At 71.6% G+C, this 25,111-nt stretch carries 21 protein-coding genes; 9 read left to right on the top strand and 12 right to left on the bottom strand.

Features of this window, described 5'->3' with window-relative positions; all coding sequences use genetic code 11:
• The first annotated feature begins 27 nt into the window (after positions 1-27).
• Together JOD54_RS23960 and JOD54_RS23955 are read left to right on the top strand one after the other, a co-directional pair.
• On the top strand, positions 28-426 hold the full coding sequence (locus JOD54_RS23960; protein WP_204453329.1) for an STAS domain-containing protein: 399 nt from the start codon (positions 28-30) through the stop codon (positions 424-426).
• 64 nt (positions 427-490) lie between these two features.
• Complete coding sequence (locus tag JOD54_RS23955; protein WP_204453327.1) at positions 491-1,195, top strand: class I SAM-dependent methyltransferase; 705 nt, start codon at positions 491-493, stop codon at positions 1,193-1,195.
• Positions 1,196-1,322: 127 nt separating this feature from the next.
• Here JOD54_RS23955 and JOD54_RS23950 read toward each other — a convergent pair whose 3' ends face one another.
• The 10 genes from JOD54_RS23950 to JOD54_RS23905 form a co-directional block, all read right to left on the bottom strand.
• Positions 1,323-2,153 carry an alpha/beta fold hydrolase gene (locus tag JOD54_RS23950; protein ID WP_204453325.1) on the bottom strand — a complete coding sequence of 277 codons (831 nt, stop codon included), beginning with the start codon at positions 2,151-2,153 and terminating at the stop codon, positions 1,323-1,325.
• Positions 2,154-2,380: 227 nt separating this feature from the next.
• The gene (locus JOD54_RS23945) at positions 2,381-3,742 is read right to left on the bottom strand and encodes an acyltransferase family protein (protein WP_275592683.1); all 1,362 of its coding nucleotides are present in this window, start codon (positions 3,740-3,742) and stop codon (positions 2,381-2,383) included.
• 192 nt (positions 3,743-3,934) lie between these two features.
• A complete protein-coding gene (locus JOD54_RS23940; RefSeq protein WP_204453321.1) occupies positions 3,935-4,534 on the bottom strand; it encodes a dihydrofolate reductase family protein in 600 nt (199 codons plus the stop codon).
• 249 nt (positions 4,535-4,783) lie between these two features.
• The gene (locus JOD54_RS23935) at positions 4,784-6,310 is read right to left on the bottom strand and encodes an FAD-binding oxidoreductase (protein WP_204453319.1); all 1,527 of its coding nucleotides are present in this window, start codon (positions 6,308-6,310) and stop codon (positions 4,784-4,786) included.
• A gap of 85 nt (positions 6,311-6,395) precedes the next feature.
• Positions 6,396-7,202 carry a DUF2306 domain-containing protein gene (locus JOD54_RS34515; RefSeq protein WP_204453317.1) on the bottom strand — a complete coding sequence of 269 codons (807 nt, stop codon included), beginning with the start codon at positions 7,200-7,202 and terminating at the stop codon, positions 6,396-6,398.
• Between the two features lie 137 nt (positions 7,203-7,339).
• Positions 7,340-7,996: a helix-turn-helix transcriptional regulator gene (locus JOD54_RS23925; protein WP_307860240.1), complete on the bottom strand. Its 657-nt coding sequence runs from the start codon at positions 7,994-7,996 to the stop codon at positions 7,340-7,342.
• A 128-nt stretch (positions 7,997-8,124) separates the two neighbouring features.
• A complete protein-coding gene (locus JOD54_RS23920; RefSeq protein ID WP_204453315.1) occupies positions 8,125-9,693 on the bottom strand; it encodes an MFS transporter in 1,569 nt (522 codons plus the stop codon).
• 228 nt (positions 9,694-9,921) lie between these two features.
• The gene (locus tag JOD54_RS23915; RefSeq protein WP_204453313.1) at positions 9,922-11,079 is read right to left on the bottom strand and encodes an epoxide hydrolase family protein; all 1,158 of its coding nucleotides are present in this window, start codon (positions 11,077-11,079) and stop codon (positions 9,922-9,924) included.
• A 144-nt stretch (positions 11,080-11,223) separates the two neighbouring features.
• Positions 11,224-12,582 (bottom strand): FAD-binding oxidoreductase, encoded by a 1,359-nt coding sequence (locus JOD54_RS23910; RefSeq protein ID WP_204453311.1) that lies wholly within the window; start codon positions 12,580-12,582, stop codon positions 11,224-11,226.
• 28 nt (positions 12,583-12,610) lie between these two features.
• Positions 12,611-14,095: an alpha/beta hydrolase gene (locus tag JOD54_RS23905; RefSeq protein WP_204453309.1), complete on the bottom strand. Its 1,485-nt coding sequence runs from the start codon at positions 14,093-14,095 to the stop codon at positions 12,611-12,613.
• Between the two features lie 180 nt (positions 14,096-14,275).
• Between JOD54_RS23905 and JOD54_RS23900 the strand changes: the two genes are divergently transcribed.
• The 3 genes from JOD54_RS23900 to JOD54_RS23890 all read left to right on the top strand — a co-directional run bounded on the left by JOD54_RS23900 (position 14,276) and on the right by JOD54_RS23890 (position 16,426).
• Entirely contained in the window at positions 14,276-14,851 is a 576-nt protein-coding gene (locus JOD54_RS23900; RefSeq protein WP_204453307.1) for a winged helix-turn-helix domain-containing protein, read from the top strand.
• Positions 14,848-15,744, top strand: coding sequence for an SRPBCC family protein (locus JOD54_RS23895; protein WP_204453305.1), 897 nt, complete (start codon positions 14,848-14,850; stop codon positions 15,742-15,744). The genes JOD54_RS23900 and JOD54_RS23895 overlap by 4 nt, the downstream gene beginning before the upstream one ends.
• 79 nt (positions 15,745-15,823) lie before the next feature.
• Positions 15,824-16,426: a dihydrofolate reductase family protein gene (locus JOD54_RS23890; protein WP_204453303.1), complete on the top strand. Its 603-nt coding sequence runs from the start codon at positions 15,824-15,826 to the stop codon at positions 16,424-16,426.
• Between the two features lie 54 nt (positions 16,427-16,480).
• Here JOD54_RS23890 and JOD54_RS23885 read toward each other — a convergent pair whose 3' ends face one another.
• Complete coding sequence (locus tag JOD54_RS23885; RefSeq protein WP_204453302.1) at positions 16,481-18,025, bottom strand: class I SAM-dependent methyltransferase; 1,545 nt, start codon at positions 18,023-18,025, stop codon at positions 16,481-16,483.
• Positions 18,026-18,225: 200 nt separating this feature from the next.
• Between JOD54_RS23885 and JOD54_RS23880 the strand changes: the two genes are divergently transcribed.
• The 4 genes from JOD54_RS23880 (at position 18,226) to JOD54_RS23865 (ending at position 24,319) form a co-directional block, all read left to right on the top strand.
• On the top strand, positions 18,226-19,635 hold the full coding sequence (locus JOD54_RS23880) for an extracellular solute-binding protein (RefSeq protein ID WP_204453299.1): 1,410 nt from the start codon (positions 18,226-18,228) through the stop codon (positions 19,633-19,635).
• Between the two features lie 22 nt (positions 19,636-19,657).
• Positions 19,658-21,295: a carboxylesterase/lipase family protein gene (locus JOD54_RS23875; RefSeq protein ID WP_204453297.1), complete on the top strand. Its 1,638-nt coding sequence runs from the start codon at positions 19,658-19,660 to the stop codon at positions 21,293-21,295.
• 109 nt (positions 21,296-21,404) lie between these two features.
• The gene (locus JOD54_RS23870) at positions 21,405-22,778 is read left to right on the top strand and encodes an aminotransferase family protein (RefSeq protein ID WP_307860239.1); all 1,374 of its coding nucleotides are present in this window, start codon (positions 21,405-21,407) and stop codon (positions 22,776-22,778) included.
• A complete protein-coding gene (locus JOD54_RS23865; RefSeq protein WP_239573489.1) occupies positions 22,775-24,319 on the top strand; it encodes a GMC family oxidoreductase in 1,545 nt (514 codons plus the stop codon). Before JOD54_RS23870 ends, JOD54_RS23865 begins: the two co-directional genes overlap by 4 nt.
• Positions 24,320-24,367: 48 nt before the next feature.
• Here JOD54_RS23865 and JOD54_RS23860 read toward each other — a convergent pair whose 3' ends face one another.
• Positions 24,368-25,084: a dienelactone hydrolase family protein gene (locus JOD54_RS23860; protein ID WP_204453293.1), complete on the bottom strand. Its 717-nt coding sequence runs from the start codon at positions 25,082-25,084 to the stop codon at positions 24,368-24,370.
• Between the last annotated feature and the right edge of the window lie 27 nt (positions 25,085-25,111).

The following is a 25,111-nucleotide window of genomic DNA, read 5'->3' as shown; positions in this document are numbered from 1 at the left end:
ATCCGAGCGAAAGGGGCCGGATCCACCGTGGCACTGACCGTCGCCCAGCCCGACCGCCGACTCACCCTCACCGTCGAGCGCACCGGCCGCCACGTCACCATCGCCGCCACCGGGCGCATCGACTTGGCCACCGAGACGCCGTGGCACGAGCAGGTCATGCGGGCCTGCACCGCCGCCGACGACACCACCCGGGTCACCGTCGACCTCACCGGGGTCACGTTCTTGAGTTGGGCCAGCACCGCCGTGCTGGTGCGCGCCCACCGCGCCTGCCAGCGCCGCGGCCGGACCCTGCGGGTGCTCGCCAGCGGCCCGGTCCTGACCGGACTGCATCTCACCCGGCTGCACGAGGACATCACCATCACCCCCGGCCCGCGCCCGGTCGGGGTCAGCCGCCCGCGCGCCGCCACCGGTTGGCTGATCGCGTAGCCGCTTCACTCGATCCGGTGAACACCGGGTGGCAGGACCGGGCGCGGCGCAGCACTGTGGGCCGGTGGACTTCCCCCGGTTGGACGCCCTCAGCGCCCAGTACGAGAGCCCGTTCGCGACGTTCCTGGCGCACACGGACCAGAAGCGGCAGGCGGCCCGCTACCTCGAGCGGGTCGCCGAGGGGTTGCCGCGCCGCGCGGTGCTGCTCGACGCCGGGGCGGGCACGGGGGACACCACCGCGCACCTGGCCGACCGGTTCGAGCGGGTGATCGCGATCGAGCCCAACGCGGGGTTGCGGGCGCAACTGGCGGGCAAGGTGCCCGGCGCGGAGATCATCGACGTCCCCATCCTGGCCGCCGAGCCCGACACCGAGGCCGACCTGGTGTTCTGCGGCCACGTCCTCTACTACGTCGACCAGGACCTGTGGCCAGCGCACCTGGAGGCGCTCGCGTCGTGGACCGCGCCGGAGGGGGAGTGCGTCGTGGCGATGCAGAACCCCAACAGCGACTGCATGGTGATGCTGCGCGAGTTCGGCGGCCCGAGGTTCGACCTGTCGCGGGTGGCCGACGCCGAGACGCACACGGTTCCCTCGTTCGTGCAGGCCCCGGACCTGGAGACGGCGGTGGAGGTCGCGGCGTTCATCCTCGGGCTCGCGCCGCTGCCGGTGACCCGCGACCTCGTCGAGGACTACCTGGAGCAGCGGTTCCGGGCGGCCGGGGGCTACCTATTCTCCTGCACCCAGGACTTCCACCACCTGCGCCGCGGCTGAGCGAAGGCCCCTGGACGCGCGGAAGCGGGCGAAGGGATCCTGGGGGTTGATCGCCTTCGCCCGCCCGCGTCTTGCGGTGCCGCCGGGGGGTGTGTGGGCCACTGCCTGCCCGGCGGCGGGGTGGGTCTCAGTCGCGCAGCGCGGTTTCCAGCGCCTCGGAGAACTCCTGGGGGTGGGTCATGAGGCCCTGGTGGTCGCCGGGGAACTCGACGAGGTCCTCGCCGTAGAGCTCGGCGAGCTTCTCGGTGGCGACGTAGCAGGGCAGGCCGCGGGAGCCGGTGCCCCCGGCCCACACCACGCGGGGCGAGGCCTCCTTGAGGGCGGCGATGTCCGGGGTGCCCTTGGTGAACTGCTGGAGCTGGTAGGGGAAGAACAGCTCGAAGTTCTTCCGCATCTGCTCCATGCCCGCGAGCATCTCGGGGGTGGGCTCGGGCTGGGCGGGCATGTCCTCGGGGTTGACCCCGACGATCTTGATGAACTTGCCGACCGCGGGGAAGGCACCCTCCTTGTGGAAGGTGTCGACGACCTCGTCGAAGTACTCCCGCCACTGCTCGCCGTCGGGCAGCACGTCGATGGCCGCGGGCTCGTGCGCGACGAGGACCTTGACCTGCTCGGGGTGGCGGATCGCGAGCTCGATGCCTACGAGCGCGCCGCCGCTGGTGCCCAGCACGTAGGCGGGTTCGTCGGTGACCTCGGCCAGCAGCCGGTGCGCGTCGTCGGCGTGGTCTTCCAGGTGCTGCTCGACCGGCTCACCCTGCAGGCTGCTGCGGGTGTAGCCGCGGGGGTCGAAGGTGACGACGGTGTAGTTGCGCGCCAGGACGGGCACCATGCCCGCGAAGGAGGTCGCGTCGGCTGGCGCGCCGGTGATCAGCAGCAGCACCGGGCCGGACCCGGCGACCTCGTAGTGCAGCGTCGCCCCGGGGACGTCGAGTTTGGCTTCGCGAGTTGATTCTGACATCTCACACTTTCGGTCGAGGAGGTGCGACACCCCCGCCGGTGGTCGGCGGTGGCCGGGACGACGGGTCGCGGCGGGCGGGGGACGCGCGCCGGGCGGGTGCGTGCCGCCCGGCGCCGGTCCACCGCGTGGTCATTGTAGGAGCGGCGCCCACCGGCCTGTTCTTCCATCGTGCGCACCAGCGCGGCGTGGATTCCAGGCGCGGCAGGCGTTTCACCCCGTTCGGGTGATCATTCGCGCTGGCTGCCGGGGGTGGCCGACACCGGCCCCGGCACCGACCCGGGGACGACGACGGAACCGACCGTCTTGGCCCCTGCCGCGGGTTCCGACGCGGGTGGTTTCGGTGCGGGGGGCGCGGGGCGGGTGAACCGGTCCGACAGGTTCTGCAGCGGGCGTTCCACCAGGAAGTAGCTGATGGTCGCCATGATCACGCAGGCGAGCACGACGACGGTGATCAGTTCCAGGAAGCTGTTGCGGCCGCGGAACTCGGTGACACCCACCGGGTCGTTGCCGAACATGCTGCCGTTCTGGAACCAGAAGTAGATGACCGCGAAGTGCCACAGGTAGATGCCGTAGGACACCCGGCCGAGGTAGCGCACCGGCGGGTTGGTCAGCACCGCGTCCTGGAACTTCGAGGCGGCGCCGGGCACCGACAGCGGCAGCACCACCGCGGGTCCCCACAGCAGGAAGGTGGTCAGCTGCACGACCGCGGCGGCGGCGTAGGGGAAGTCGAAGTAGCCGATCCTGGCGAACGGGGAGAAGCAGTTGACCACGAACAGCGCGAGCGCGACCAGCCAGAAGGCGTTGGGGTGGGCGGCGACGACGCGGTGCAGGGCGGGGACGCGGTCGGGTTCGAGTTGCGCGCGGGCGGAGATGACGGCCATCGCCATGCCGATGGCGAACACGCCCAGCTGCGCGAACGGCCAGAAGTACTCCTTGGGGTAGGGCCCGAGGTGGCCCCAGTGCAGGTAGATGATCCACGGGAAGTTGAGCACCAGCATGATCGCCGGGACGATCATCATGCGGCGGACCCGCTGGTCCATGGTCTTGCCGGTGCGGCCGAGCTTGCCCATGACCCAGGCCAGCAGCGGCAGCACCAGGTAGAACTGCATCTCCGTGGGCACCGACCAGGTCGGGTCCATGCCCGCCATCCACACCGCGTCGTAGTTCTGCATCAGCACCAGCGGGCGCAGCACGTACCAGACGCTGTCGACGGCGCCGAGGTTGAGCGCGAAGAGGCAGACCAGGGTGAGGGCGTAGTAGGCGGGTAAGAGCCGGAACACCCGGCGGGTGAAGAACTTGCCCAGTGGTGGGCCGGGTTTGTCCGACAGCGACGCCCTGGCGAACGGCCGGTACAGCAGCAGCCCGGAGAGCACGAAGAAGGGGGAGAGGCTGACGGTGAAGCCGGACATCAGCGCCGCGGCGAACATGTTGGTCGGTGGGGAGTCGTAGGAGCCGACGAGGCCGGAGATGAACGCGGTGTGCGTGATGACCACGCCCAACGCGCAGATCCCGCGGATACCCTCGAGTCGGGGAACCCGTTGTTTTTCGGTGCTTGGTGCGGCGCTGGTGCCAGCCGCTGGTGCCACCATGTGATCCTCCAGATCGCCGTCGAGACGATCGCCTATTTTTCTCGAACCGGCGATGTCTGGCTTCTTCTGGAATGCGGTGACCGGTGGTGACGCAAAGGTCAGGGCCCGTGCTCCGCTCGGCGCAGTGGCGAGTGGAGCACGGGCCCCGGTGGCGTATCGGCCGCGATTTCGTGGTCGATAAGGGCGATTTCGCTAGGCGTTCTCTTTGAGCACGCGGAAAGTGATGTGGGTGGCGTGGTTCGACTCGCGGACCCGGGTGCGCTCGGTGGTGACCTTGAGGTCGTCGAGGTGTTCGAACAGCCGGATGCCGCGGCCGAGCAGGATCGGCGCCAGGTGCAGGGTGAACTCGTCGATGAGGTCGGCGCGCAGGAACTGCTGCACGACCTTGGCGCTGGCGACCTCGACGTCCTTGTCGCCCGCGGCGGCCCTGGCCTTGGCCAGGGCGCTGTGGATGCCGTCGGTGACGAAGGTGAACGGGGAGTCCGGGCGCACCCACTCGGCGGGCGGGTTGTGGGTGAGGACGAAGCAGGGGACGCCGCCGGGGGTGTTGCCGCCCCAGGCCTCGTCGATGTCGAACATGCGCCTGCCGACGATCATCGCGCCGTTGGCCTCGTGCAGTTCCTCGAGGACCTCGCGGTCGACGCCGGTGCAGCCGAAGCTGCCGGGCACGCCGCCGTGCACCCAGTGGTGCAGTGCCTCGCCGCCCTCACCCATGTCCTGGCCGGGCCGGTCGTCGACACCGGCGATGAACCCGTCGAGGGACATCGACAACGAGAACTTGACTATTCCCATGCCTGCTCCGATCTAGGCGTTCTTCGCGGCTGTGCACGTTTTCCGGGGATGGGTGGCCGGAGTGCGTGCGCCGTTGCTGGTGACATCGCCGGTGGGGAACGACCATCTCGGTCGTGTGACGGGGACATTACCGGCCAGGGGCCTGAGGAGAATGACAGGGGTGCCGCCGGTGGCATTCGCCGGAATGGGCGGCGGAGTCGCCGAAGACCGGGTCGGGGAAATCACCCGACCCGGTCGACGCGCGTCCGCTCAGCCGATGGCGCGGGCGAAGCGGAAGAACTGGTGCGGGTCGTACTTGCGCTTGATCCTGGCGAGCCGGTCGTAGTTCTCCGCGTAGTAGGAGCGCCGCCAGTCCGGCAGCGCCGGGTCGAAGAAGTTCTGGTAGCTCTCGCCCTGCGAGCCCGGCTCCAGGGTCGGGAACGCGGAGGCGAGCCAGGCGGTGGCGGCCTGGGTGTCCTCGGTGGTGGCGGCGGGGTCGTTGAGGCCGCAGACGAACCCGGCGAGCATCTTCGAGGTGCGGTGCACGAACGCGGTGGCGGTGCGGGCGGGTTCGTTGGCCTTGCCGCCGAAGGTGTCCAGGTAGATCAGCCTGGTCTGGCCCGCGCGGCCGTCGGCGACGAGGGCGGCGAGCATGCGGTCGATGTTGGCCTCGGGCACGTACCCGGCGAACATGCGGTTGCGCATCCGGTTGTAGGGCATCCGCGACAGCTGCGCCTCGGGGGAGTAGCCGATGCGGTGGCACTGGTCGACGGTGAACTCGCCGCAGCCGTACCACTCCATCATGGCGTCGAAGTAGGATTTGTCGGTCGCGGCGCGGAACACCGGCTGGACCCCGGCGTCGGCGACGAGCTGGTCGAGCAGCACGTCGAGTTCGGCGACCGTGCCGTGCCAGGCGCCGCCGATGGCCACGATCGGCGGGTTCCCGGAGCCCGCGTCCTCGTTGATGATCGTCGCCGATGCGGCGAGGTCGTTGGAGGACTCGTAGGCCCAGGGCTGGAACGCCGCGATGACCCGCTTGGCGTGCTCCCACTCGAACACGATGTTGAAGTTGACCATGCGGCGGACGTCGGTCGGGGCGACCTCGTAGCCGGTGACCACGCCGTAGTTGCCGCCGCCGTTGCCGCGCAGCGCCCAGAACAGGTCGGTGTTCTCCGCGGCGGAGGCGCGGACGTGGCGGCCGTCGGCGAGGACCACCGTCGCCGACACCAGCCGGTCGACGGCCAGGCCGAACTTGCGGGTCTGGAAGCCGATGCCGCCGCCCTGGATGAACCCGCCCGCGCAGACGGTGGCGCAGGTGCCGCCGACCATGGACAGCCCGCGCGGTGCCAGGGTGTTGAGCACGTCGACCTGCTGGCTGCCCGGTCCGATGCGGACGGTGGCGCCGGTGACCTCGACCCGGTTGAGGCGCGAGACGTCGAGGACGATGCCGGGGGAGGTGGAGTAGCCGCCGAAGCTGTGGCCGCCGCTGCGCGGGACCGCGGGCAGCCGGTTGTCCTGGGCGAACTTGATCACGGTCTGCACGTCGCGGGCGGAGGCGCAGTAGGCGACGGCCCTGGGGCGGACCGCGTCGTACTCCTGGACGGCGAGCTGCCTGGCGAAGTCGTAGCCGGTGTCGGTGGGCAGCACGAGCGAGCCGGACAGGGCGCGCCGCAGCGAGTCCCAGTTGGTGCGGCCGCCGCCGGGGGCGGCGGAGGAGGGCAGGGTCCCGAGGGTCCCCACCGCGGCGATGGCTCCGGTCCCGACCCCGAGGCGCAGGAAGTCCCGGCGACTGGGCATGGTTGATCCCCTTAGTTCGGTCGCGGTGCGCGGCGTCGCCGCGCGCTGTCGTGGTTGGCCCGGACCGCGCGCGGCGATCCGGTGTTCACAGCTCCGGGACGGTGAGCTGCACGGTGGGTGTGGAGCCGCCGTGCGGGTGCACGGCGGTGGTGGTGTTCCTCTTGGCGCGGGTGCTGACCCCGCCGAGGTTGCGGCCCGCGCGGCGCTCGAGCCACCAGTGCGCGATCAGCAGGGTGCCGACCCAGCCGACCCAGCGCGCGGCTTCGACGGCGATGAACGGGTTGATGCCCAGCCAGTGCATGCCGACGTTGCCGATGACGAAGCCCCAGACGCCGAAGCCCCACATGATGGCGAAGCTGTAGACCATCCAGCGGCGGTGTTCGGCGTAGCGGTGCTGTCGGGCGCGGACCCAGCCGAGCACGGCCGAGATGGTCCACAGTGGAGCGGCGAGGAGGACGGCGACGCTGCCGGGGGTGAACGCGACCGGGTACATGGCCAGGGCGAGCAGGGCGCTGGGGATGGCGCCCGCGAGGAGGTACACGCGGCCGGACGCGCGGTGCACGGCGGGGTGTTCGCGGCGCAGCCACGGCCACAGCTGCAGCAGTGTGGTGAGGACGGCGACCGAGCCGGTGATGACGTGCCCGGCGAGGAAGGCGTAGTGCAGCCAGTGCTGCGGTGGGATCCGGGCCTGGGCGGGGTCGAGGGTCAGGTAGGGCCGGATCACGTAGACGACGAAGGCGATGCCGGTGGCCGATAACAGCAGCAGCGATAACCGGCTTCGGGTGCCTCTGGCCCGCCCTCCCGCTCGGCCGGGTCGGGCTGGGGCGGGCGCTCGCCGGCTGGTCGTACCGGGGTTGTCGGCCTGCTCGGGATCGTCGAGGTGCTGGGTCACGGTGGTCGTTCCTCTCCCGCGATAGCCTGCGCGGCAGGCACGCCCGGGGCGGCCGGTCGTGGCTAACAGGCTCGTGCACGGGTATGCCGCCCGCTTCTCCGAGAATGCGGGACTTGGCACGCGCGCGGGTGCGCTGGTCAGTGCGCATGGGTGCCGCAGGCCTCCGGGCGCAGCTCCAGCAGCGCCAGCGACACGGGCGGGTCCAGGCCGCGTTTGGGGCGCAGGCACAGGCCGGTGAAGCTGGTGACGGTGTCGGGTCGGATCGGGATCTGTCCGATCGAGCCGGTGACGGTGCCGTGCGCGGCGACCGGGCCGTCGGTTTCGCCTTCGGCGACGGAGTAGGCCAGCAGGTGCCAGCGGCGGCGCAGCGCGCTGGGCGCGGGGCGGCCCAGGACGGTGTAGCGGAACAGCGGGGCCGGGGCGACGGGGGCGTCGTCGAGCAGGGCGGTGGTGCCGGTGCCGATGCGGCCGAGTTCGCGGTAGAGGGAGGGTGGTGCGCCGACGTTGTCGCTGAAGCGGGAGCTGAAGGTGCCGATGCTGGCGTAGCCGACCTGCTGGCCGATCTCGGTGACGCTGATCGTGGTCGACAGCAGCAGCCGTTTGGCCTCCAGCAGCCGCATGGCCGAGAGGAACCGGCCGGGTGGGACGCCGGTGACCCGCTGGAAGGCGCGGGAGAAGTGGAACTTGCTGTAGAGCGCGGTCCTGGCGAGGTCGTCCACCGTGATCTGCGCGCCGAGGTTGTCGTACATCTGCCGGATGACCCGGTCGACCGCGCTGCCGAAGACGTCGTCCACCCCTACCCCCATGGTGTCGCTGGCGGCGGTGTGCTGGTCGCCGCGGTTTGGAACTGGTGAAGCGCGAGGGGTTGGGTGGTGGTGCCCGCGCTCGTCCGCGGCGGGCGCGGGCACCACCACCCGGTGTGTCAGGAACTCGCCGGTTCGCTCGCCTCCTGGGGGGTGGCGGCGGCGTTGGCGGCCGGGATGCGGCGCAGGCCGACGCTGACCATGACCGCGCACACCACCACCAGGCCCGCGCAGATCGCGGCGCTGATGTGCAGGCTGCTGGTGGTCGCCTGGTAGGCGCTGGTGAGCAGGCTGGCCGCGTCGGCTGGGGGCAGTTGGTCGGCCACCGAGATGGCGCCCGCGGCGCTTTCGCGGGCGGCGTCGGCCACGGTGTCCGGGGTGGACGCGGGGATCTCGACGGCGGAGCGGTAGAGGCTGAACCCGACCACGCCGACCGTGGCCACGCCCATCGCCAGGCCGAACTCGCCGGAGGTCTCGGTGAGCGAGGCGGCGGCGCCGATGTGCTCCGGTGGCGCGGACTGCATGGCCAGCACCGCGCACAGGCCCGCCATGGGGCCGATGCCGAGATTGGCCACCACGAGCGCGGTGATGGTGAGGCCGAGGTCGTCGGTGCTGGAGCCGACCTGGGTGAGCATCAGGTAGCCGACCGCGGCGACGATCAAGCCGCCCGCGATGACGTAGGCGGGTTTGATGCGCTGGATGAGCACCGGGGCGAGTTGGATGAGCAGGATCATGCTGATCGCGCCGGGCAGCAACCACAGCGCGGTCTGCACCGGGGTCAGCTGCTGCACGGTCTGCAGGTAGAGCGAGACGAACAGCTGGTTGGCCGAGATCAGCCCGGCGAAGGTGGTCAGCAGCAGCGCGGTGGTGAAGGTGCCGTTGCGGAACAGCTTGAGGTCGAGCAGGGGGCTTTCGAGGCGGTTCTGCCTGCGCACGAAGGTGATGCCCGCGGCGAGGCCGACGGCGATCGCGAGGATGGCCACGACGGTGCCGCCGCCGCGGGTGAGCTGCTTGAGGCCGTAGACCAGCGGCAGGATCGCCAGCAGTGACAGGGCGACGCTGAACAGGTCGATGCGCCCGGCGCCGGGGTTGCGGTACTCGGGCAGGAACCGGGGCGCCAGCACCAGCAGCACCAGCATCACCGGGACACCGAGCAGGAACGCCGCGCCCCACCAGAACGCCTCCAGCAGCGCGCCGCCGATGATCGGGCCGAGGGCGACGCCGCCCATGAAGCACACCATCCACACCGACAGCGCCGTGGCGTGCTGCTTGGGGTTGGTGAACATGCTGCTGATCAGCGACATCGTGGAGGGCATCACGGTCGACCCGGCGATGCCCAGCAGGGCCCGGGTCGCGATCAGCATCTCCGGCGACTGGGAGTAGGCGGCCAGCACGGACGCCGCGGCGAAGCAGGCGCCGCCGATGAGCAGCAGCTTGCGGCGGCCGATGCGGTCGCCGACGGTGCCCATGGTCACCAGCAGGCCCGCGAGCAGGAACCCGTAGATGTCGGTGATCCACAGCTGTTGGACGCTGCTGGCGCCGAGGTCGCTGGCGACGTGCGGCAGCGCCAGGTACAGCACGCTCATGTCGAGCGCGATGAGGATCGTCGGCAACCCGAGCACGGCCAAGCCGATCCATTCCCGCCGCCCGGCCCGGACGTCGGTCTCGGTCCCACCACTGACGTTCATGGGCAGCACTCCTTCGTCATGCAAGGGATCTTGTACGTAAAGGGACATCTTTGTCAATGCCGCGCGGCGGGTCCCGCACGGGACGGGCGAGGGGGTGTGTGCGCAGGTCGGGCCCGGTGTCCGCCGTCCGGAGTCGACACCGGCCCCGGGTCGCCCGGAGCCGGTGCGCACGACGGCGGCGGCACGACCCGACCGTGTGAACGCGTCACACGATCGGGGGGACGTGGGCTAGCGGTGGGCGGCGAAGAAGGCGCGGATGTCGTCGACGAGCAGACCGGGCTGTTCCATGGCGGCGAAGTGGCCACCGCGGTCCTGTTCGGTCCAATGCGTGATGGTCGGCAGGTCCCGGTCGGCCAGGCGGCGCAGCGGGACGAGGATGTCGTGGGGGAACACGGTCACCCCGACCGGGACGGTGATCGGGGGCGGCGGCTCGCTGCCCGCCGCGGCCGGGCGCAGCGCGTCGGCGCCCTCGTAGTAGTGCTGCGCCGAGGACCCCGCGGTCGCGGTGAACCAGTACAGCGACACGTTGGTGAGCATGTGGTCGCGGTCGACCGCGTCCTCGGGGGCCTTCGCCGAGTCGGTCCAGTCGTGGAACTTCTCCACGACCCAGGCGAGCTGCCCGACGGGGGAGTCGGTGAGGGCGTAGGCCAGGGTCTGCGGCCGGGTCGACTGCAGCTTCATGTACCCGGACAGGTCGGTGTCGAAGTGCGCCAGGCGCCCCAGGCGGGCCTGGTCGGCCTCGCTCAGGTCGGCCAGCTCGGCCGGGTCACCGGAGGGGAAGGTCAGCAGCATGTTCACGTGCGCGCCCACGACCCGCTCCGGGGCGTGCCTGGCCAGCTCCAGGGTGATCACCGACCCGGCGTCGCCGCCCTGGGCGGCGTAGCGGTCGTAGCCCAGCCGCTGCATCAGCGTCGCCCACGCGCGGGCGACGCGGGCGGCGTTCCAGCCGGGCTCGGTGGGCGGCGGGGAGAACCCGAACCCCGGGATCGACGGGATGACCAGGTGGAAGGCGTCAGCGGGGTCACCGCCGTGCGCGCGCGGGTTGGTCAGCGGGTCGATCACCTCGAGGAACTCCGCGATCGAGCCGGGCCAGCCGTGCGTGAGCACCAGCGGTAACGCGTTCGGTTCCGGTGAGCGCACGTGCAGCAGGTGCACGGTGGTGCCGTCGATCTCGGTGCGGAACTGCGGGTAGCGGTTGAGCCGGGCCTCCGCGGCGCGCCAGTCGAACTCGTCGCGCCAGTGCTCGGCGAGTTCCTTGAGGTAGCCGACCGGGACGCCGCGGCGCCAGCCCGGCTCCGGTGCCTCGGCGGGCCAGCGGGTCGTGGCCAGCCTGTGGCGCAGGTCGTCGAGGTCGGCCTGGGGAATCTCGATGTGGAAGGGCTGCATCCTGGCTCCGATCCCTGTGGGCGATCGGCGCACCGGTGTCGGGGTCCCGGTGCCGCCGCAGTGCACATGCTGGGTTCTCGGCCGCGGCGCCCACATCTTCCGGAGTGCTCACCGCGCAGGTGAGCACGTTCGCGTATCCCCGGGTCAGGTTCGGCGGGTAGTCGCGTGCGGGGCTGTGTCGCCGTGGAAGAGGCCGGTCGGGTCGACCCGGGCCCGCACGGCGTCGACCGCGTCGACCTGCTCGGCGTCCAGGTGCCGCTGCGGGCGCGTGGAGTCCTCGACGAAACAGGGCACGGTGCTGCCAGTGTCCCACGGCGCCAACGCTTCTCGGACCAGCGTGCAGTGCTCACGCAGGGCCTCCGGGGACACCGGGCCCATCGGTACGCCGGATCCCGCGTAGGAGTACGCGGCGTCGAGCCGGGTGAGGACGCCGCCGTCCGGGGCGGGCACGGCGTAGGCGCCACCGAGTTGGCGCAGACCGGCGGCGATCAGCGGTGACCCGTCGCCCAGCACGCGCAGCAGCGTGTCGACGCCGTCGGTGTCGAGCTCGCCAAGCAGCAGGTGATCACCGATGACCGGCATCGGCTGGGCCGGGTCCATGTGCGCGTCGAGCACCGCGGCGGCCGGGCCGGGCCGCCAGGTGTCGAGCACCGGGGCGGCGATCTCGCGCAGCGGGCCGAGCAGGTCGCCGGCATGGCGCAGCGCGGTGGCCAGGTCGTCGGTGTCGGACAGGACGGCGCCGTCGACGCACAGCATCGGACCGGTCGCGAGCTCCGGTGGCACGTCGGGCACGGGTGGCAGGTTCATCACCCGCACCGTCGTGGTCACCTCCCACGGCGCGGTGGCCGTCCACTCGCGCCAGGTCTCAAACAGCCGCCGGGCGTGTGCGGCCGGCCAGTAGGCGGCGCCGGTGATCACCGAGGTCACCGGGAACAGGGCGATCTCGACGGCGGAGACGACCCCGAAACCGCCGCCCCCGCCGCGCATCGCCCAGAACAACTCCGGGTCCGACGCCGCGTCGACCCGGCGCAGCTCACCGTCGGCGGTGACCACCTCCAGCGCCACCACCGTGTTGACGGCCAGCCCGTGGCGCCTGCCGTAGAAGCTCATCCCGCCGCCGAGCAGGTACCCGACGACGCCGACGGTGGCCGACGAGCCGTGCGCCGCGGTCAGCCCGTGCGGCGCGGTCGCCTCGACGACCGCGCCCCAGCGGGTGCCCGCCGGGATCCGCGCGATCCGCCGCGCCGCGTCGACCTCGACGCCGCCCGCCAACTGGGTGCGGATCAACAGGCCACCCGCCACCGGGCGGACGCCACCGGCGGCGTGCCCGGTGGTGTGCACCCGCACCGGAAGCCGCTCGGCGGCCGCGTGGCGCACGGCGGCGCGGACGTCGTCGACGGTGCGGGCGGTGATCGCCGCCGCGGGCCGGGCCGGAGCGGCGAGGTTGAACACCTCGGTGGCCTCGGTGAAAGCCGCCTCGCCGGGCAGCCCGATCTTGGTCATCGCGGTCCCCCGGGACTCGGGTCGGTGGTCAGCAGCGCTGGTCGGTCGCGGGGCGCTCGCCGGTCACCAGGAACCGGGTCACGAGGTCGTTGGCGCACCGGTTGCCGTGGTACAGGTAGACGAGGTGCCCGCTGTCGTCCACCGACACCAGCCGCGCCCGCTGCCCCAACGCCCGACGGGTCTCCACGGCGCCGACGTACGGGGTCCCCGGGTCGCGCAGGTTCGACACCATGAGCACGGTCGACGGGCCGCGGTCGGAGATCCGCACCGGGGCCTCCACCGGCCGGGGCCGGAACGGGCACAACCACGGGCCCGCGCCGGAACCGCCGAACATCGGGAACCGGGCCCGGTCGCGCTCCAGGGTGCGCCGGTAGGTGTCGAAGTCCTTCGGCCACTGGCCGCTGTTGCAGGCCAGGTGCATGAACCCGGAGAAGTCGGCCTGCGGTCGCGGCGCGCCCGGGACGATCCCCTGGTCGATCTGGTGCCAGGACTCGGCCAACGACGGGTAGGCCGCGGCGGCGAACAGCGAACCGAAGGTGCTGTACCGGAACTCGGCGCCGGTCACGTGCCCGAGCGGTCGCCGGTCGAGCCGCTGCGCCAGGGCGTGGTACTTGGCCTGGACCAGGTCGGGGGTGGCGCCCAGGTGGTAGGTGTCGTCGCGGGCGGCGGCCCAGGCGGCGAAGTCGGGGAAGGTGTCCTGCACGCCTTCGCCGAGCCTGCGCGACCAGGTGTAGTCGATGCCGCCGGAGCCGACGACGCTGTCGAGCACGACCCGGTCGGTGCGGTCGGGGAACAACGTCGCGTACACCGCGCCCAGGTAGGTGCCGTAGGAATAGCCCAGGTAGGAGACGCGCCGCTCGCCCAGCGCGGCCCGGATCCGGTCGAGGTCCCTGGCGACGTTCGCGGTCGACATGTGCGGCAACAGGCCCGCGGTGGCCGAGTGCGCGCACTGCCCGGCGATGATCCGCAACCGCGACCACTGGCGCAGCAGGTCGGCCGTGGTCGCCGCGTAGGGCGAGGCGGGCACGTTGAGGTCCTGGCCGGGGCGCAGGTCGCAGGTCACCGGGGTGCTGCGGCCGATTCCCCTGGGGTCGAAGGCGACCAGGTCGTAGGACTCGCGCACCGCGGCCGGGAGACCGAGTGACACCAGTCGCAGCGCCTGGTCGAGTTCGGAGTCGAATTGGCCGCCCGGGTTGAGCACGAGCACACCGCGGCGCTTCTCCGGACGTGTGCTCGGCAGTCGGGACACGGCCACCGAGATTTTCTCCGCGTGCGGCCGCGAGTAGTCAAGCGGAACCGGCAGCGCCGCGCATTCCAGACCCAGCGACGGCTGCGTGACATCGGGGCACGGACCCCAGACCAACGCGGGATTCCCGCCGGTCACAGCGGGGGAGGCCAGCGCGACCTGGGCGGTCGGGGCGCTCAGCGCGGCGGCGGCGAGGACGGGGATCAACGCGCGGGTGAGCGCTGGGCGACGGCGGGACGAGCGCGAGACAATGCGATCGGGCAGCATGTGACCACTCTTTCGTGCGCGCTGGCGACTGGCGACCACGCTATTGCACGGAACCGGCCGGGGGACCATTTCCCGGGCGGGTCCGCATTATCGGAGAAAAGCGCGCGCCGCTCACCCGGTTCGGGTGGGGTGCGATCGGCTCGATTGACAAGGGATCCTTTTACGGAGAAGACTGTGCCCATGAGGGACGTGCTGTACCTGGACCAGTTCGAGCAGGCCGAGGTGCTGCTCAAGCCGCAGCGCGTGGAGGTGCTCCGCCAGCTCGACGCGCCGCGCTCGTGCACCGAGGTCGGCGCCCGGCTCGGGCAGACGCCGCAGTGGGTGTACTACCACGTGCAGCGGCTGGTCGACGCCGGTCTGGTGGCCAGGGTGTCCGAGCGCAGCGTGCGCGGCATCAAGGAAGGCGTCTACCAGGCCAGCGCCCGCTCGTTCCGGTTGTCCCCCAAGCTGGTCGGCCCGATCGGGCTGCGCGCCAAGCAGGACGAGCTGAGCCTGGGCTTCGTGCTCGACCTGATGGAGGAGGTGCTCACCGACATCGCGGTGCTCGAGCAGACCTCGGGCACCGGGGTGCTGCCCGAGCTGCCCTCGCTCGGGGTGTCCGGCCAGATCAGGGTGCCGCCCGAGCGGCGGCAGGACTTCCTGGCCGAACTGCGCGCTACCCTGCAAGACCTGTTCGCCCGCTACGGCGGCGCGCAGGGTGATGCCTTCAAGCTCGCCGTGGCCTGTTACCCACAGCTGCCGAAGGAGGCGCCGTGAGCGCTCCGATGGTCCTGCGCGCCCGCGCGGGCGCGCCGATCGCCCAGGTGCGGCGCGCGTTGACCGACGCGCAGGCGCTGCGCACCTGGTTGGCCGAGCACGCCGAGGTCGACCTGCCCGGCCGGTACGCCTTCTGGGGCCGCTACACCCCCGAGGGCACGACACCGACCCAGCGCCCGGTCTACGTCGACGAGCACACGCTGCGGTTCGTGTGGCCGCTGGGCGGCGAGGACACCACCGTGGAGCTGTCGCTGGCCGAGGAGGGCCCCGGCAGCACGATCGTGTCGGTCACCCAGACCCACGTGCCGGACTGGGCGCAGGTGGTCGCCGAGGAGGGCCCGCGCTCGGTGCTGGCCACCTTCTGGACGCTGTCGATCGCGAACCTGGTCGACTACGTCGAGGGCCGCGAGCTCACCCCCAAGTGCGACTTCGCCGCGGAGGGCCTCAGCGGCACGGTGGTCATCGACGCCGCCCCCGAGGCGGTGTTCCGCTCGCTGATGGAACCCGAGCGCTTCGGCCAGTGGTTCGGCGCCACCGTGGAGGTCGAACCGCACGTGGGCGGCCGGTGGGCGATGGGCGGCTTCGGCGTGGACAAGGACGTCGACAACTCCGTGGCCACCATCATCGATCTGGTGCCCGACCGCAGGGTCGGCCTCGACTGGGGCAACATGACCAGCACCTGGGAGCTGGCCGACAGCGACGGCGGCACCAGGCTCACCTTCGTCCACAGCGGATTCGACGAGCGCAACCCGCCGCACGCGGGCTGGCTGGGCTGGCTGGGCGGGGTCAGCGAACTGCGCCGCTTCCACGAACTGGCGGACTGGCGCCCGATCTGGTTCGAGCACCGCATCCCCGGCACCCCCCAGCACGTCCTGGCCGCCAGCGCCCGCTGACCGGCACCCCGCTCCACCCCACCCCGAGAACCTCCCCACCCCCACCGCGACACATCCACCGACGAGAAAGGGCACTGCGTTGGGCAGGCTCGTGGTCACCACCTCGCTGTCACTCGACGGCGTCATGCAGTCCCCCGGGATCCCGGACGAGGACACCAGCGGCGGGTTCGAACTCGGCGGCTGGCTCGTCCCGCACTTCGACGAGAGCCTGGCCGCCCTCGAGCAGAGCGGCGCGCTGCTGATCGGTCGCCGGACCTACGACATCTTCGCCGCCTTCTGGCCGAAGGTCCCCGACGACGACCCCATCGGCAAGATCATGAACAACACGCAGAAGTACGTCGTGTCCACCACCCTGCGCGACCCGCACTGGCAGAACACCACCGTGCTCAGCGGGGACGTGGTCGCCGAGATCACCGACCTCAAGCAGCGCGAGGGCGAGATCCACGTCCCCGGCAGCGGCAACCTGATCCAGACGCTGCTGGCCAACGACCTCGTCGACGAGTTCCGGCTCACCCACTTCCCGGTGCTGCTCGGCAGCGGCAAGAAGCTCTTCGCCGACGGCACCCACCCGGCCGGTCTCAAGCTCGTCAACACGATGATCACCAAAACCGGGGTGATCGCCGCGACCTACGTCCGCGACGGCGACGTCAAGATCGGCTCCTTCGCCCTCGAGCAGGGCTGACACCGAGCGGGACACGGCCGTGCGGGGAGCGACACCCGCACGGCCGGGGGTCTGCTACGCCTCCCGCTCCGCGGTGATCACCACGAACGTGCCGGGCCGCCACTCGTGCCGCACCCGCAGGCCCGCCGCCCGCAACCACGCCCGCAGGTCGGCGTAGTCGAACAGCCGCAACCCGTCGGCGTGCTGCGGGAAGTGGTGGCGCCACACGAAGTGCCGGTACACCGGGTCCGGTGCCTGCCGGAACGTCAGCAGCGTGAACGTGCCGCCGGGCCGCAGGCAGCGGCCCACCTCGGCGATCACCGCGGGCGCGTCGTCGGGGAAGGCCTGCAGCGCGTTCCAGCACAGCACCGCGCCCAACGACCCGTCGGCGAAGGGCAGTGACCGTCCGCTGGAGAGCACGGCCGGGATCTCCGGCAGCCGCGACCGCAGGGTGCTCAGCATCGGCAACCCCAGATCGAGGGCCACCACCCGCTGCACACCGACCGCCTTGGCCAACGCCGCGGTCCACCGACCCGCCCCCGCCGCCAGGTCGAGCACCGGCCCCTCCACTGGTTGCACGTGCTCGGCGATGTAGCCGTCCTCATCCGAGGGCAGCACCTGCGCGGCCCAATTGGACCCGCACAACCGCAGGAAGTTCGGCCGCGCGTAGGCCTCGTAGAAGAAGCCCATGCTCGGCATCTCGGCGAGCTTGAACAGGAAGTCCGAACCGCGGTCGTGGCCGTCGCCGATGGTCGTGGTGAAGTCGACGATGCCGCCGTCGATGGCGTAGGCGTTGGCGCACCCCGTGCAGCGGGCCGCCGTCTCGTCGAACGCCAAACCGCGACCGCAGCTCGGGCAGTGGAACGCCGCGCCGTGCCGCAGGAAACCGGCGATGTCGTTCGGCAACGGCCCGGGCGCGCGAGGGGGCACCGAGTCGACCACGACGGGGGTGGGGGTCCCGTTGCGCACCGCCCAGTAGGCCTTGGCGCCCGCGTGGCCGAGCACGGTCTCGGTGTCGTTGTCCCAATGGGCCTGGACCTGCTCCGGGGTGAGCGCGGCGATCCACGCCCGGTCGAAGTCGCGTTCGGTGTCGTCGAGCTCCCACGCGGCCGGGTACGGGAAAGCGCGGCCCAGGTCGGGGTTGGCCGGGTCCAGCCGCGACACCGCGCGCTCCAACCTGGACAGGTCGTCGTCGTCGACACCCAGGTCGATGGCCACGTCCAGGATCCGGTCACGGGCCTCCGGGAAGTGACCGAGCAGGTACAGCAGCGCCAACGACAGCGGCTGGTCCTTCGTGGTCGCCCGCCACACCGCCAAGTAGGTGTCGACCCCGGCGCGGACCGCGGCGGTCAGCTCCCTCTCGGACCTCGGGTACTCGGTGTCGACGAGCAGGCCGAGCACGACCGCGGCCCGCCCCTGCCGGTCGGCGTCGAGGTCGGCGAACACGGCGACCAGGTCGCGGGCGACGCCGAGCGCGGCACCGCGTGCCCGGCCGTCGGTCCACACGGCGTCGATCAGCGACCGGTGGACGGCGTCGAGGTGCTCGCGCGGCGCCGAGGCGAACTCGGCGACCGTCACCGGCCCGGTGGGCTCGGTCGCGGTGGATGGGCTCTCGGGCATGACCATGGGCGTGTCCCTCGGTGATCAGGCGGCGGATCCGGCCCCCACTATCGGCGCCGCGCCACCGGCGCCGCACCTTCGGCCATGCGCTCCCGCCCGGCAACCACAGCAATCCGGGAGATGCGCCCGCCGAGCCGGGGCGGGAAGCATCTGTCGCGGTTGCGCCCGGGGCGTTCGCCCGACAGCAGGCAGGAGACCGCATGACGACCACGACCGCGCTGCACATCTGGGTGGCCGACCTGACCTTCCCCGGCTACATGGACTGGTGGCACCGGCAGGCGGCGGAGTTCGAGGCCGCGCACCCCGAGTACCGGGTCGAACTGCGGGCGCTGGGGTTCTTCACCGCGCCGCAGGAGATCTCGGCCGCCGTCGCCGAGGGCAAGGGGCCCGCGGTCGCCGAGTACTACTTCTACATGAGCCAGATCGCCAGGGACACCACCGATCCCGACGGGCGACCGCGCTACACCTCGGTGCGCCGGGCCATCGGCGACCGCACCGAGATCCTGGGCGAACCGGTCGTGATCGACGACATCATCCCGGCGATGCGCGACTACTACACCGTCGGCGGCGACCTGATGTCGATGCCGTCGGTCGGCACGACCAGCGTCCTCTACGCCAACACCGAGCAGATGGCCGCCGCCGGGCTCAACGGTCTGCCCGCCACCTGGGCCGAGGTCGACCGCGCCTGCGCCGCGCTCGCCGACACCCGCCCCGGGCCCACCATCGGCTGGGCCAACCACGGCATGTTCTTCCAGCAGGCGCTCGCCTCCCAGGGCGGGCTGCTCGCCGACAACGGCAACGGCCGCGCCGGGCGGGCCACCAAGGTCGACCTCGCCTCCCCGCAGATGCTCGCCTGGGTGCGGTGGTGGCGGGACCTGCACACCGCGGGGCACTACGAGTACACCGGCACGATCCCCGACTGGCAGGGCACCTTCCAGTCCTTCGCCGAGCAGCGGGTGGGGTTGCGGATCAGCTCCTCCAACGACGTCAACTACATGGTGCAGGCCGCCGCGGGCGCCGGGTTCGGGCTCGAAGTCGGGGCCTGGCCGTACAACAGCGCGGTCCCGTACGCGGGCAACGCCATCGCGGGCAGCTCCCTGTGGTTGGCCGACGGCCTGGACGAGGCCACCCGCGACGGGGCGTTGGCGTTCCTGCAGTTCACCCACAGCCCGCGCAAAGCCGCCGACCGGCACAAGGACAACAGCTTCCTGCCGCTGACCCACGCCGCCTACGACCTGCTCGACGAGGAAGGCTGGTTCGCCGCGCACCCCTACCACCGGGTGCCCAGCGACCAACTCGCCACCTACCCCGACCGGGCCGGGTCCAAAGGGGTGTGGCCGCCCTCGGAAGGCGCGCTGTTCGGCGAGTTCGCCCGCGCTCAGGACATCATGACCCACGCGATGGGCGACGTCCTCGCCCACGGCGCCGACCCGGTGGAGCGGTTCGCCCAGGCCAGCGCGGACGCGCAGGCGCTGCTCGACGCCTACAACGCCACCTGCCGCTCGCCGGTACCCGGCAGCGCCCCGGAAACCCTGCGGGTCGAGTACTTCACCGACGCACGAACCTACTCCGGCGCCGACCTCGACGAGGTCGTGCGGACCCAGCGCTGACCCACCCCGAGGAGACATCGCCATGCGACCCACCCCGATCGCCCGCGCGTTGGTGGCGGTGGCCGCCCTCGGGCTCGGCCTCGCCACCCCCGCCTCAGCCACCGAGTCCACCGAGTCCACCGGGAACCCGGCCCTGGTGCGCACCGACAAAGGCGCCGTGCGCGGCACCGTGACCCAGGAATACCGCGAGTTCCAAGGGATCCCGTACGCGGCGCCCCCGGTCGGGCCGCTGCGGTGGGCTTCACCACGACCCGCACAGTCCTGGCACGGAACCCGGGCCGCGACGAAACCGGGTAACGGCTGCGCCCAAGTGGAGTTACACCCGTACCTGCACAGCGAAAGCGAAGACTGCCTCTACCTCAACGTAACGACCCCGCGGCGCACCGACCATCGGCGGCTGCCCGTGCTGGTGTTCTTCCACGGCGGCGGGTTCAGCGCCGGATCCAGTCACGAGACGCTGCCCACGACACTGGCCGCACGCGGTGACGTCGTCGCGGTGACGGTCAACTACCGCCTGGGGGCGTTGGGGTTCATGGCGCACCCCGCGCTCGACGGCGGTGAGGCCAAGCAGCGCTCGGGCAACTTCGGGCTGGAGGACCAGCAGGAGGCGCTGCGCTGGATCCGGCGCAACGCGGCCGCGTTCGGCGGCGACCCCGGCAACGTCACCATCTCCGGCCAGTGGTCGGGTGGCAAGGCCGTGTGCGTGCAGATGACCTCGCCGTCGGCGGCCGGGCTGTTCCACAAGGTCATCACGATGAGCAACCCGTGCACCCTGCACACCGTGCCCAGGGGCGACGGGTCACCGGACCCCGAACCGCTGGGGCTGCCCCGCTCGCGCGCCGCGGCCGAGAAGCACGGTCTCGCGCTGGCCAAGGACGTCGGGTGCGCCGACCCGGCCACCGCGGCCGCGTGCCTGCGCGCGGTCCCGGCGATGGACCTGCTGAAGAAGGCCCCGTTCCTGATGTTCACCCCGGTCTACGGCGGTGGGGGTGTGCTGCCGCTCGACCCGCTGGTCGCGTTCGACACGGGCCGCTTCCACAAGGTGCCGGTGCTGCTCGGGTCCAACCGCGACGCCTACCGCACCTCCGACGCCTACCTGGAGCTGTGGGGCTACCCGAAGCTGACACCGGAAGGCTACGTGCTGCGGGTGCGCAACTTCGTCGGCGCCGCGAACGCCGAGCGGGTGCTCGCCCGGTACCCGTTGTCGGCCTACCAGAACATCCCGAGCCTGGCCTGGTCGGCGTTGGCGACTGACGCGCTGCTGTCGCGGCCGCAGAGCGACACCGCGGCCCTGTTCGCCCGCCACGTGCCGACCTACGCCTACGAGTTCGCCGACCGCGACGCGCCCTGGTACGGGGACCTGGCGTTGCCGTCGTTCCCGACCGGCGCCTACCAGGACGCCGAACTGCAGTACCTGTTCACCACCGTCTACTTCGCGGGCCGCACCTTCACCCCGGCGCAGCGGGCGCTGTCGAACACGATGATCGACTACTGGAGCCGCTTCGCCCGCACCGGCGACCCCAACGGCCGCGGCCTGCCGCACTGGCCCAGCGCCAACCGCGACGCCGCCCTCGCCCAGGTGCTGCAGCCGGGCGCGGTGCGACCGGGGAACTTCCGCGTCGGGCACAGCTACGACTTCTGGCGCTCCATCGACTACTGACCGCGCATTCCCGGAGATGCGGCGGGCGCCGCCGCGCGGTGATTCTCGACAACAGCACTTCAGAGCACGTGATGGGACCCGGCAGCCGACGGAGGGCAGGGGTGGGAACGTGACCACGACAGGGATCGACAGCACGGGTGTGTCCGTGGCGGAATGGGAGGACCTCGACCGGCGGCACGTCATCCACCCCCACCAGAGCGGCGCCAGCCCGCAGCGCACGGTGGTCGTGCGCGGCGCGGGCAGCACCGTGTGGGACGCGGGCGGCGCCGAACTGCTCGACGTCTCCGGCGGCGGCAACTGGGCCGCGCAGGTCGGGCACGGCCGCGAGGAACTGGTGACCGCCCTGGCCGAGCAGGCCAGCCAACTGGCGTACTTCTCCGGGTTCTTCGGGTTCACCAACGACAAAGCGGTCCGGCTGGCGGTGCGGCTCAGCGAACTCGCCCCCGAGGGCCTGTCCCGGGTGTTCTTCACCTGCGGCGGCTCCGAGGGCGTCGAGACCGCCATCAAGGTCGCCCGGCTCTACCACCACAGCCGCGGCGACACCGACCGCACGTGGATCATCTCCCGGCAGCTGGCCTACCACGGCGCCACCTACGGCAGCGGCACCGCGACCGGGTTCGCGCCCATGCACGTGGGCATCGGCCCGAACCTGCCGCACGTGGAGAAGGTGTCCGCGCCCTACCCCTACCGCGCCGACGACTTCTACGGCGGGCAGGACACCACCGAGTTCCTGCTCACCGAGCTCGCCGAGACCATCGAGCGGCTCGGCGCCGACAACATCGCCGCGATGATCGGCGAACCGGTCATGGGCGGCGGCGGCATCCTCACCCCGCCGCCGGACTACTGGCCCCGGGTGCGCGAACTGCTCAGCGCGCACGGCATCCTGCTGATCGCCGACGAGGTCGTCACCGCGTTCGGCCGCACCGGCACCTGGTTCGACTCGGCCGCGCGCGGCATGCGCCCGGACATGATCGTCACCGCCAAGGGCCTCACCAGCGGCTACGCCCCGCTCGGCGCGGTGCTCATCCGCGACGACATCGGCGAGGCGGTCGCGGGGGAGGGCGCGTACTTCTTCCACGGCCACACCTACTCCGCGCACCCCACCGCGTGCGCGGTCGCCCTGGCCAACCTGGACCTGATCGAACAGGACGGCCTGCTGGGGCGGGCCAAGGAGATCGGCGAGTGGTTCGCCGAGCTGCTGGCGCCGCTGGCGGAGCTGCCGGTGGTCGGCGACATCCGGGTCGAGGGCGCCACCGCGGGCATCGAGCTGGTGGCCGACAAGGCGACCCGTGAGCCGATCATGGCGGGCGCGGTCACCACCGAACTGCGCGAGGCCCACGGGGTGATCCTGCGCGACTACGGGCCCACGCTGGTGTTGTCGCCGCCGCTGGTGCTGCGCCGCGACGAGGCCGAACGCGCCGTGTCGGCCATCGCCGAGGTCCTCGGGCGGCTGGGCACCGACGGAAAGGTCACCGGGGCATGACCGCGCGGGTGACGGACTACCTGGTCATCGGGGCCGGGTCCGCGGGCTGCGTGCTGGCGGGCCGGCTGTCGCAGGACCCCGACGTGCGGGTGACCCTGGTCGAAGCGGGCCCGGTCGACACCAACGAGAACATCCACGTGCCGCTCGGCGCGGGCGCCCTGTTCCGGTCCACACTGGACTGGGACTACGACACCCACGACGAGCCGTTCCTCGGCGGCCGCAGGCTCTACCTGCCCCGCGGGCGGGTGCTGGGCGGCACCAGCTCGATGAACGGCATGGTCTACATGCGCGGCAACCCCGCCGACTACGACGGCTGGGGCCTGCCCGGGTGGACCTTCGCGGACCTGCTGCCGTACTTCATCAAGTCCGAGGACAACGAACGCGGCGCCTCGCGCTACCACGGCGCCGGTGGCCCGCTGGCGGTGTCGGAGGGCCGGTCGAACAACCCCATGTCCACCGCGTTCGTCGAGGCCGCGGTCGAAGCGGGCTACGCCGCCAACGATGACTTCAACGGCGCCGAGCAGCACGGATTCGGCCGCTACCAACTGACCCAGCGCGACGGCCGCCGGTGCAGCAGCGCCACCGCGTACCTGACGCCCGCTGCCGGGCGGCCCAACCTGACCGTCGAGACCAACGTGCAGGTCCACCGGATCCTGGTCGAAGGCGGTCGCGCGGTGGGGGTCGTCGGGGCCAGGCTCGACGAGGAGATCGAGATCCGGGCCGAGCGCGAGGTCATCGTGTGCGCGGGCGCCTACAACTCACCGCAACTGCTGCTGCTGTCCGGCATCGGCCCGGCCGACGAACTGGCCGCCCTGGGCATCCCGGTCGTGGCCGACCTCCCCGTCGGCCGAGGCCTGCAAGACCACCCGTCGGCGAACCTGGTGTACCCGCACTCGCACCCGATCAGCCTGCTCATCGCCGGTGACCCCAAGTACCAGCGCGAATACGCCGAACACGGCACCGGACCCCTGTCGTCCAACGTCCCCGAAGCGGGCGGCTTCGTCTCCACCGACGGATCACCCGTGCCGGACGTGCAGTTCCACGCCTCCCCGCTGATGCTCCTGGCGGTCGGCCTGGAAGCCCCCACCGACCACGCCATCTCGTTCGGCCCCTGCGTGCTCTCCACCCGCAGCCGCGGCACGGTGACGCTGTCCTCGGCCGACCCCACCGTGAAACCCCGAATCCGCCACAACTACTACGCCGACGACGCCGACCTGCGCACGATGGTCGCCGGTTTGCGGGTGGGGCTGGAGATCGCCCGGCAACGAGCCTTGTCGCCGTACACGGGCAAACTGCACCAGCCGCCGGAGTCGGACTCTGACGCGGACCTGCGCGAGTACGCCCGGCGCAACACCCAGACCCTGTTCCACCCGGCGGGCACCTGCGCGATGGGGACGGTGCTGGACGCGGAGCTTCGGGTCCAGGGAGTGGAGGGGCTGCGTGTGGTGGACGCCTCGGCTATGCCGACCCTGGTGCGGGGCAACACCAACGCCCCGATCATCGCCATGGCGGAGAAAGCCGTGGATCTGATCACCGCCTGATGAGATGCGGGTTCCCGGCCCACCACGGGCCGGGAACTCCACACCAGGTCACTCCGTCACGGGGAGGCACTCGGCGAGTAGGGCGAGGATGTCTTGCCAGGCTCGGTGGGCGTGTTGTGGGTGGTAGCCCACTCCAGGAACGGTGGGGTGGTCGACTGGCGGGTGGTGGAAGGCGTGGAGGGCACCGCCGTAGGTGACTAGGCGCCAGTCGGTGTTGGCGGACTGCATTTCGGTGGTGAAGGCGTCGCGTTGGGTGGGGGGCATGATGGGGTCTTCTGAGCCGACGGCTGCCCAGACTGGGCAGTGGATGTTGGTTGCTTCGCCTGGTCGGCCTGTGGTGAGTCCGTTGACCGTGCCGATCGCGCGGAGGTCTACGCCGTCGCGGCCTAGTTCTAGGCAGATGGCGCCGCCGGTGCCGTAGCCGATGGCGGCTATGTGGTCGGGGTCGGTTCGTGGTTCGGCGCGCAGGACGTCCAGTGCGGCGTGGCCGATGGCCCGCATCCGGTCGGGGTCGGCGAGCAGCGGCAGGCACCGGGCCAGCATCTCCTCGGGGTCGCTCAGGTAGCGCCCGCCGTGCAGGTCGAAGGCCAGTGCCACGTACCCCAGTTCGGCCAATGCATCGGCGCGGCGGCGTTCGACGTCGCTGAGGCCCACGCCTTCGGGGCCGAGCAGTACCGCGGGCCCACGGCCGCTACCGGCCGGGAGCGCGAGATATCCGACCATCGTCAGGCCGTCGGCCGGGTATTCGACTACACGTGTCGCCATGGGACTCGACGGTAGTGACCGTCGGGT

The organism is Actinokineospora baliensis, assembly GCF_016907695.1.
GTDB classification, from domain to species: domain Bacteria; phylum Actinomycetota; class Actinomycetes; order Mycobacteriales; family Pseudonocardiaceae; genus Actinokineospora; species Actinokineospora baliensis.
The sequence above is the reverse complement of the archived record's forward strand: the minus strand, read 5'-3'. Positions and strand labels throughout refer to the sequence as shown.

What these genes read in the sequence shown, in the direction of transcription:
- JOD54_RS23905 (WP_204453309.1), bottom strand. Translation starts at nt 14,095, where the DNA reads ATGCTGCCCGATCGCATTGTCTCGCGCTCGTCCCGCCGTCGCCCAGCG.
- JOD54_RS23945 (WP_275592683.1), bottom strand. Translation starts at nt 3,742, where the DNA reads ATGGTGGCACCAGCGGCTGGCACCAGCGCCGCACCAAGCACCGAAAAA.
- JOD54_RS23885 (WP_204453302.1), bottom strand. Translation starts at nt 18,025, where the DNA reads ATGCCCGAGAGCCCATCCACCGCGACCGAGCCCACCGGGCCGGTGACG.
- JOD54_RS23865 (WP_239573489.1), top strand. Translation starts at nt 22,775, where the DNA reads ATGACCGCGCGGGTGACGGACTACCTGGTCATCGGGGCCGGGTCCGCG.
- JOD54_RS23860 (WP_204453293.1), bottom strand. Translation starts at nt 25,084, where the DNA reads ATGGCGACACGTGTAGTCGAATACCCGGCCGACGGCCTGACGATGGTC.
- JOD54_RS23875 (WP_204453297.1), top strand. Translation starts at nt 19,658, where the DNA reads ATGCGACCCACCCCGATCGCCCGCGCGTTGGTGGCGGTGGCCGCCCTC.
- JOD54_RS23915 (WP_204453313.1), bottom strand. Translation starts at nt 11,079, where the DNA reads ATGCAGCCCTTCCACATCGAGATTCCCCAGGCCGACCTCGACGACCTG.
- JOD54_RS23950 (WP_204453325.1), bottom strand. Translation starts at nt 2,153, where the DNA reads ATGTCAGAATCAACTCGCGAAGCCAAACTCGACGTCCCCGGGGCGACG.
- JOD54_RS23940 (WP_204453321.1), bottom strand. Translation starts at nt 4,534, where the DNA reads ATGGGAATAGTCAAGTTCTCGTTGTCGATGTCCCTCGACGGGTTCATC.
- JOD54_RS23935 (WP_204453319.1), bottom strand. Translation starts at nt 6,310, where the DNA reads ATGCCCAGTCGCCGGGACTTCCTGCGCCTCGGGGTCGGGACCGGAGCC.
- JOD54_RS23920 (WP_204453315.1), bottom strand. Translation starts at nt 9,693, where the DNA reads ATGAACGTCAGTGGTGGGACCGAGACCGACGTCCGGGCCGGGCGGCGG.
- JOD54_RS23880 (WP_204453299.1), top strand. Translation starts at nt 18,226, where the DNA reads ATGACGACCACGACCGCGCTGCACATCTGGGTGGCCGACCTGACCTTC.
- JOD54_RS23910 (WP_204453311.1), bottom strand. Translation starts at nt 12,582, where the DNA reads ATGACCAAGATCGGGCTGCCCGGCGAGGCGGCTTTCACCGAGGCCACC.
- JOD54_RS23900 (WP_204453307.1), top strand. Translation starts at nt 14,276, where the DNA reads ATGAGGGACGTGCTGTACCTGGACCAGTTCGAGCAGGCCGAGGTGCTG.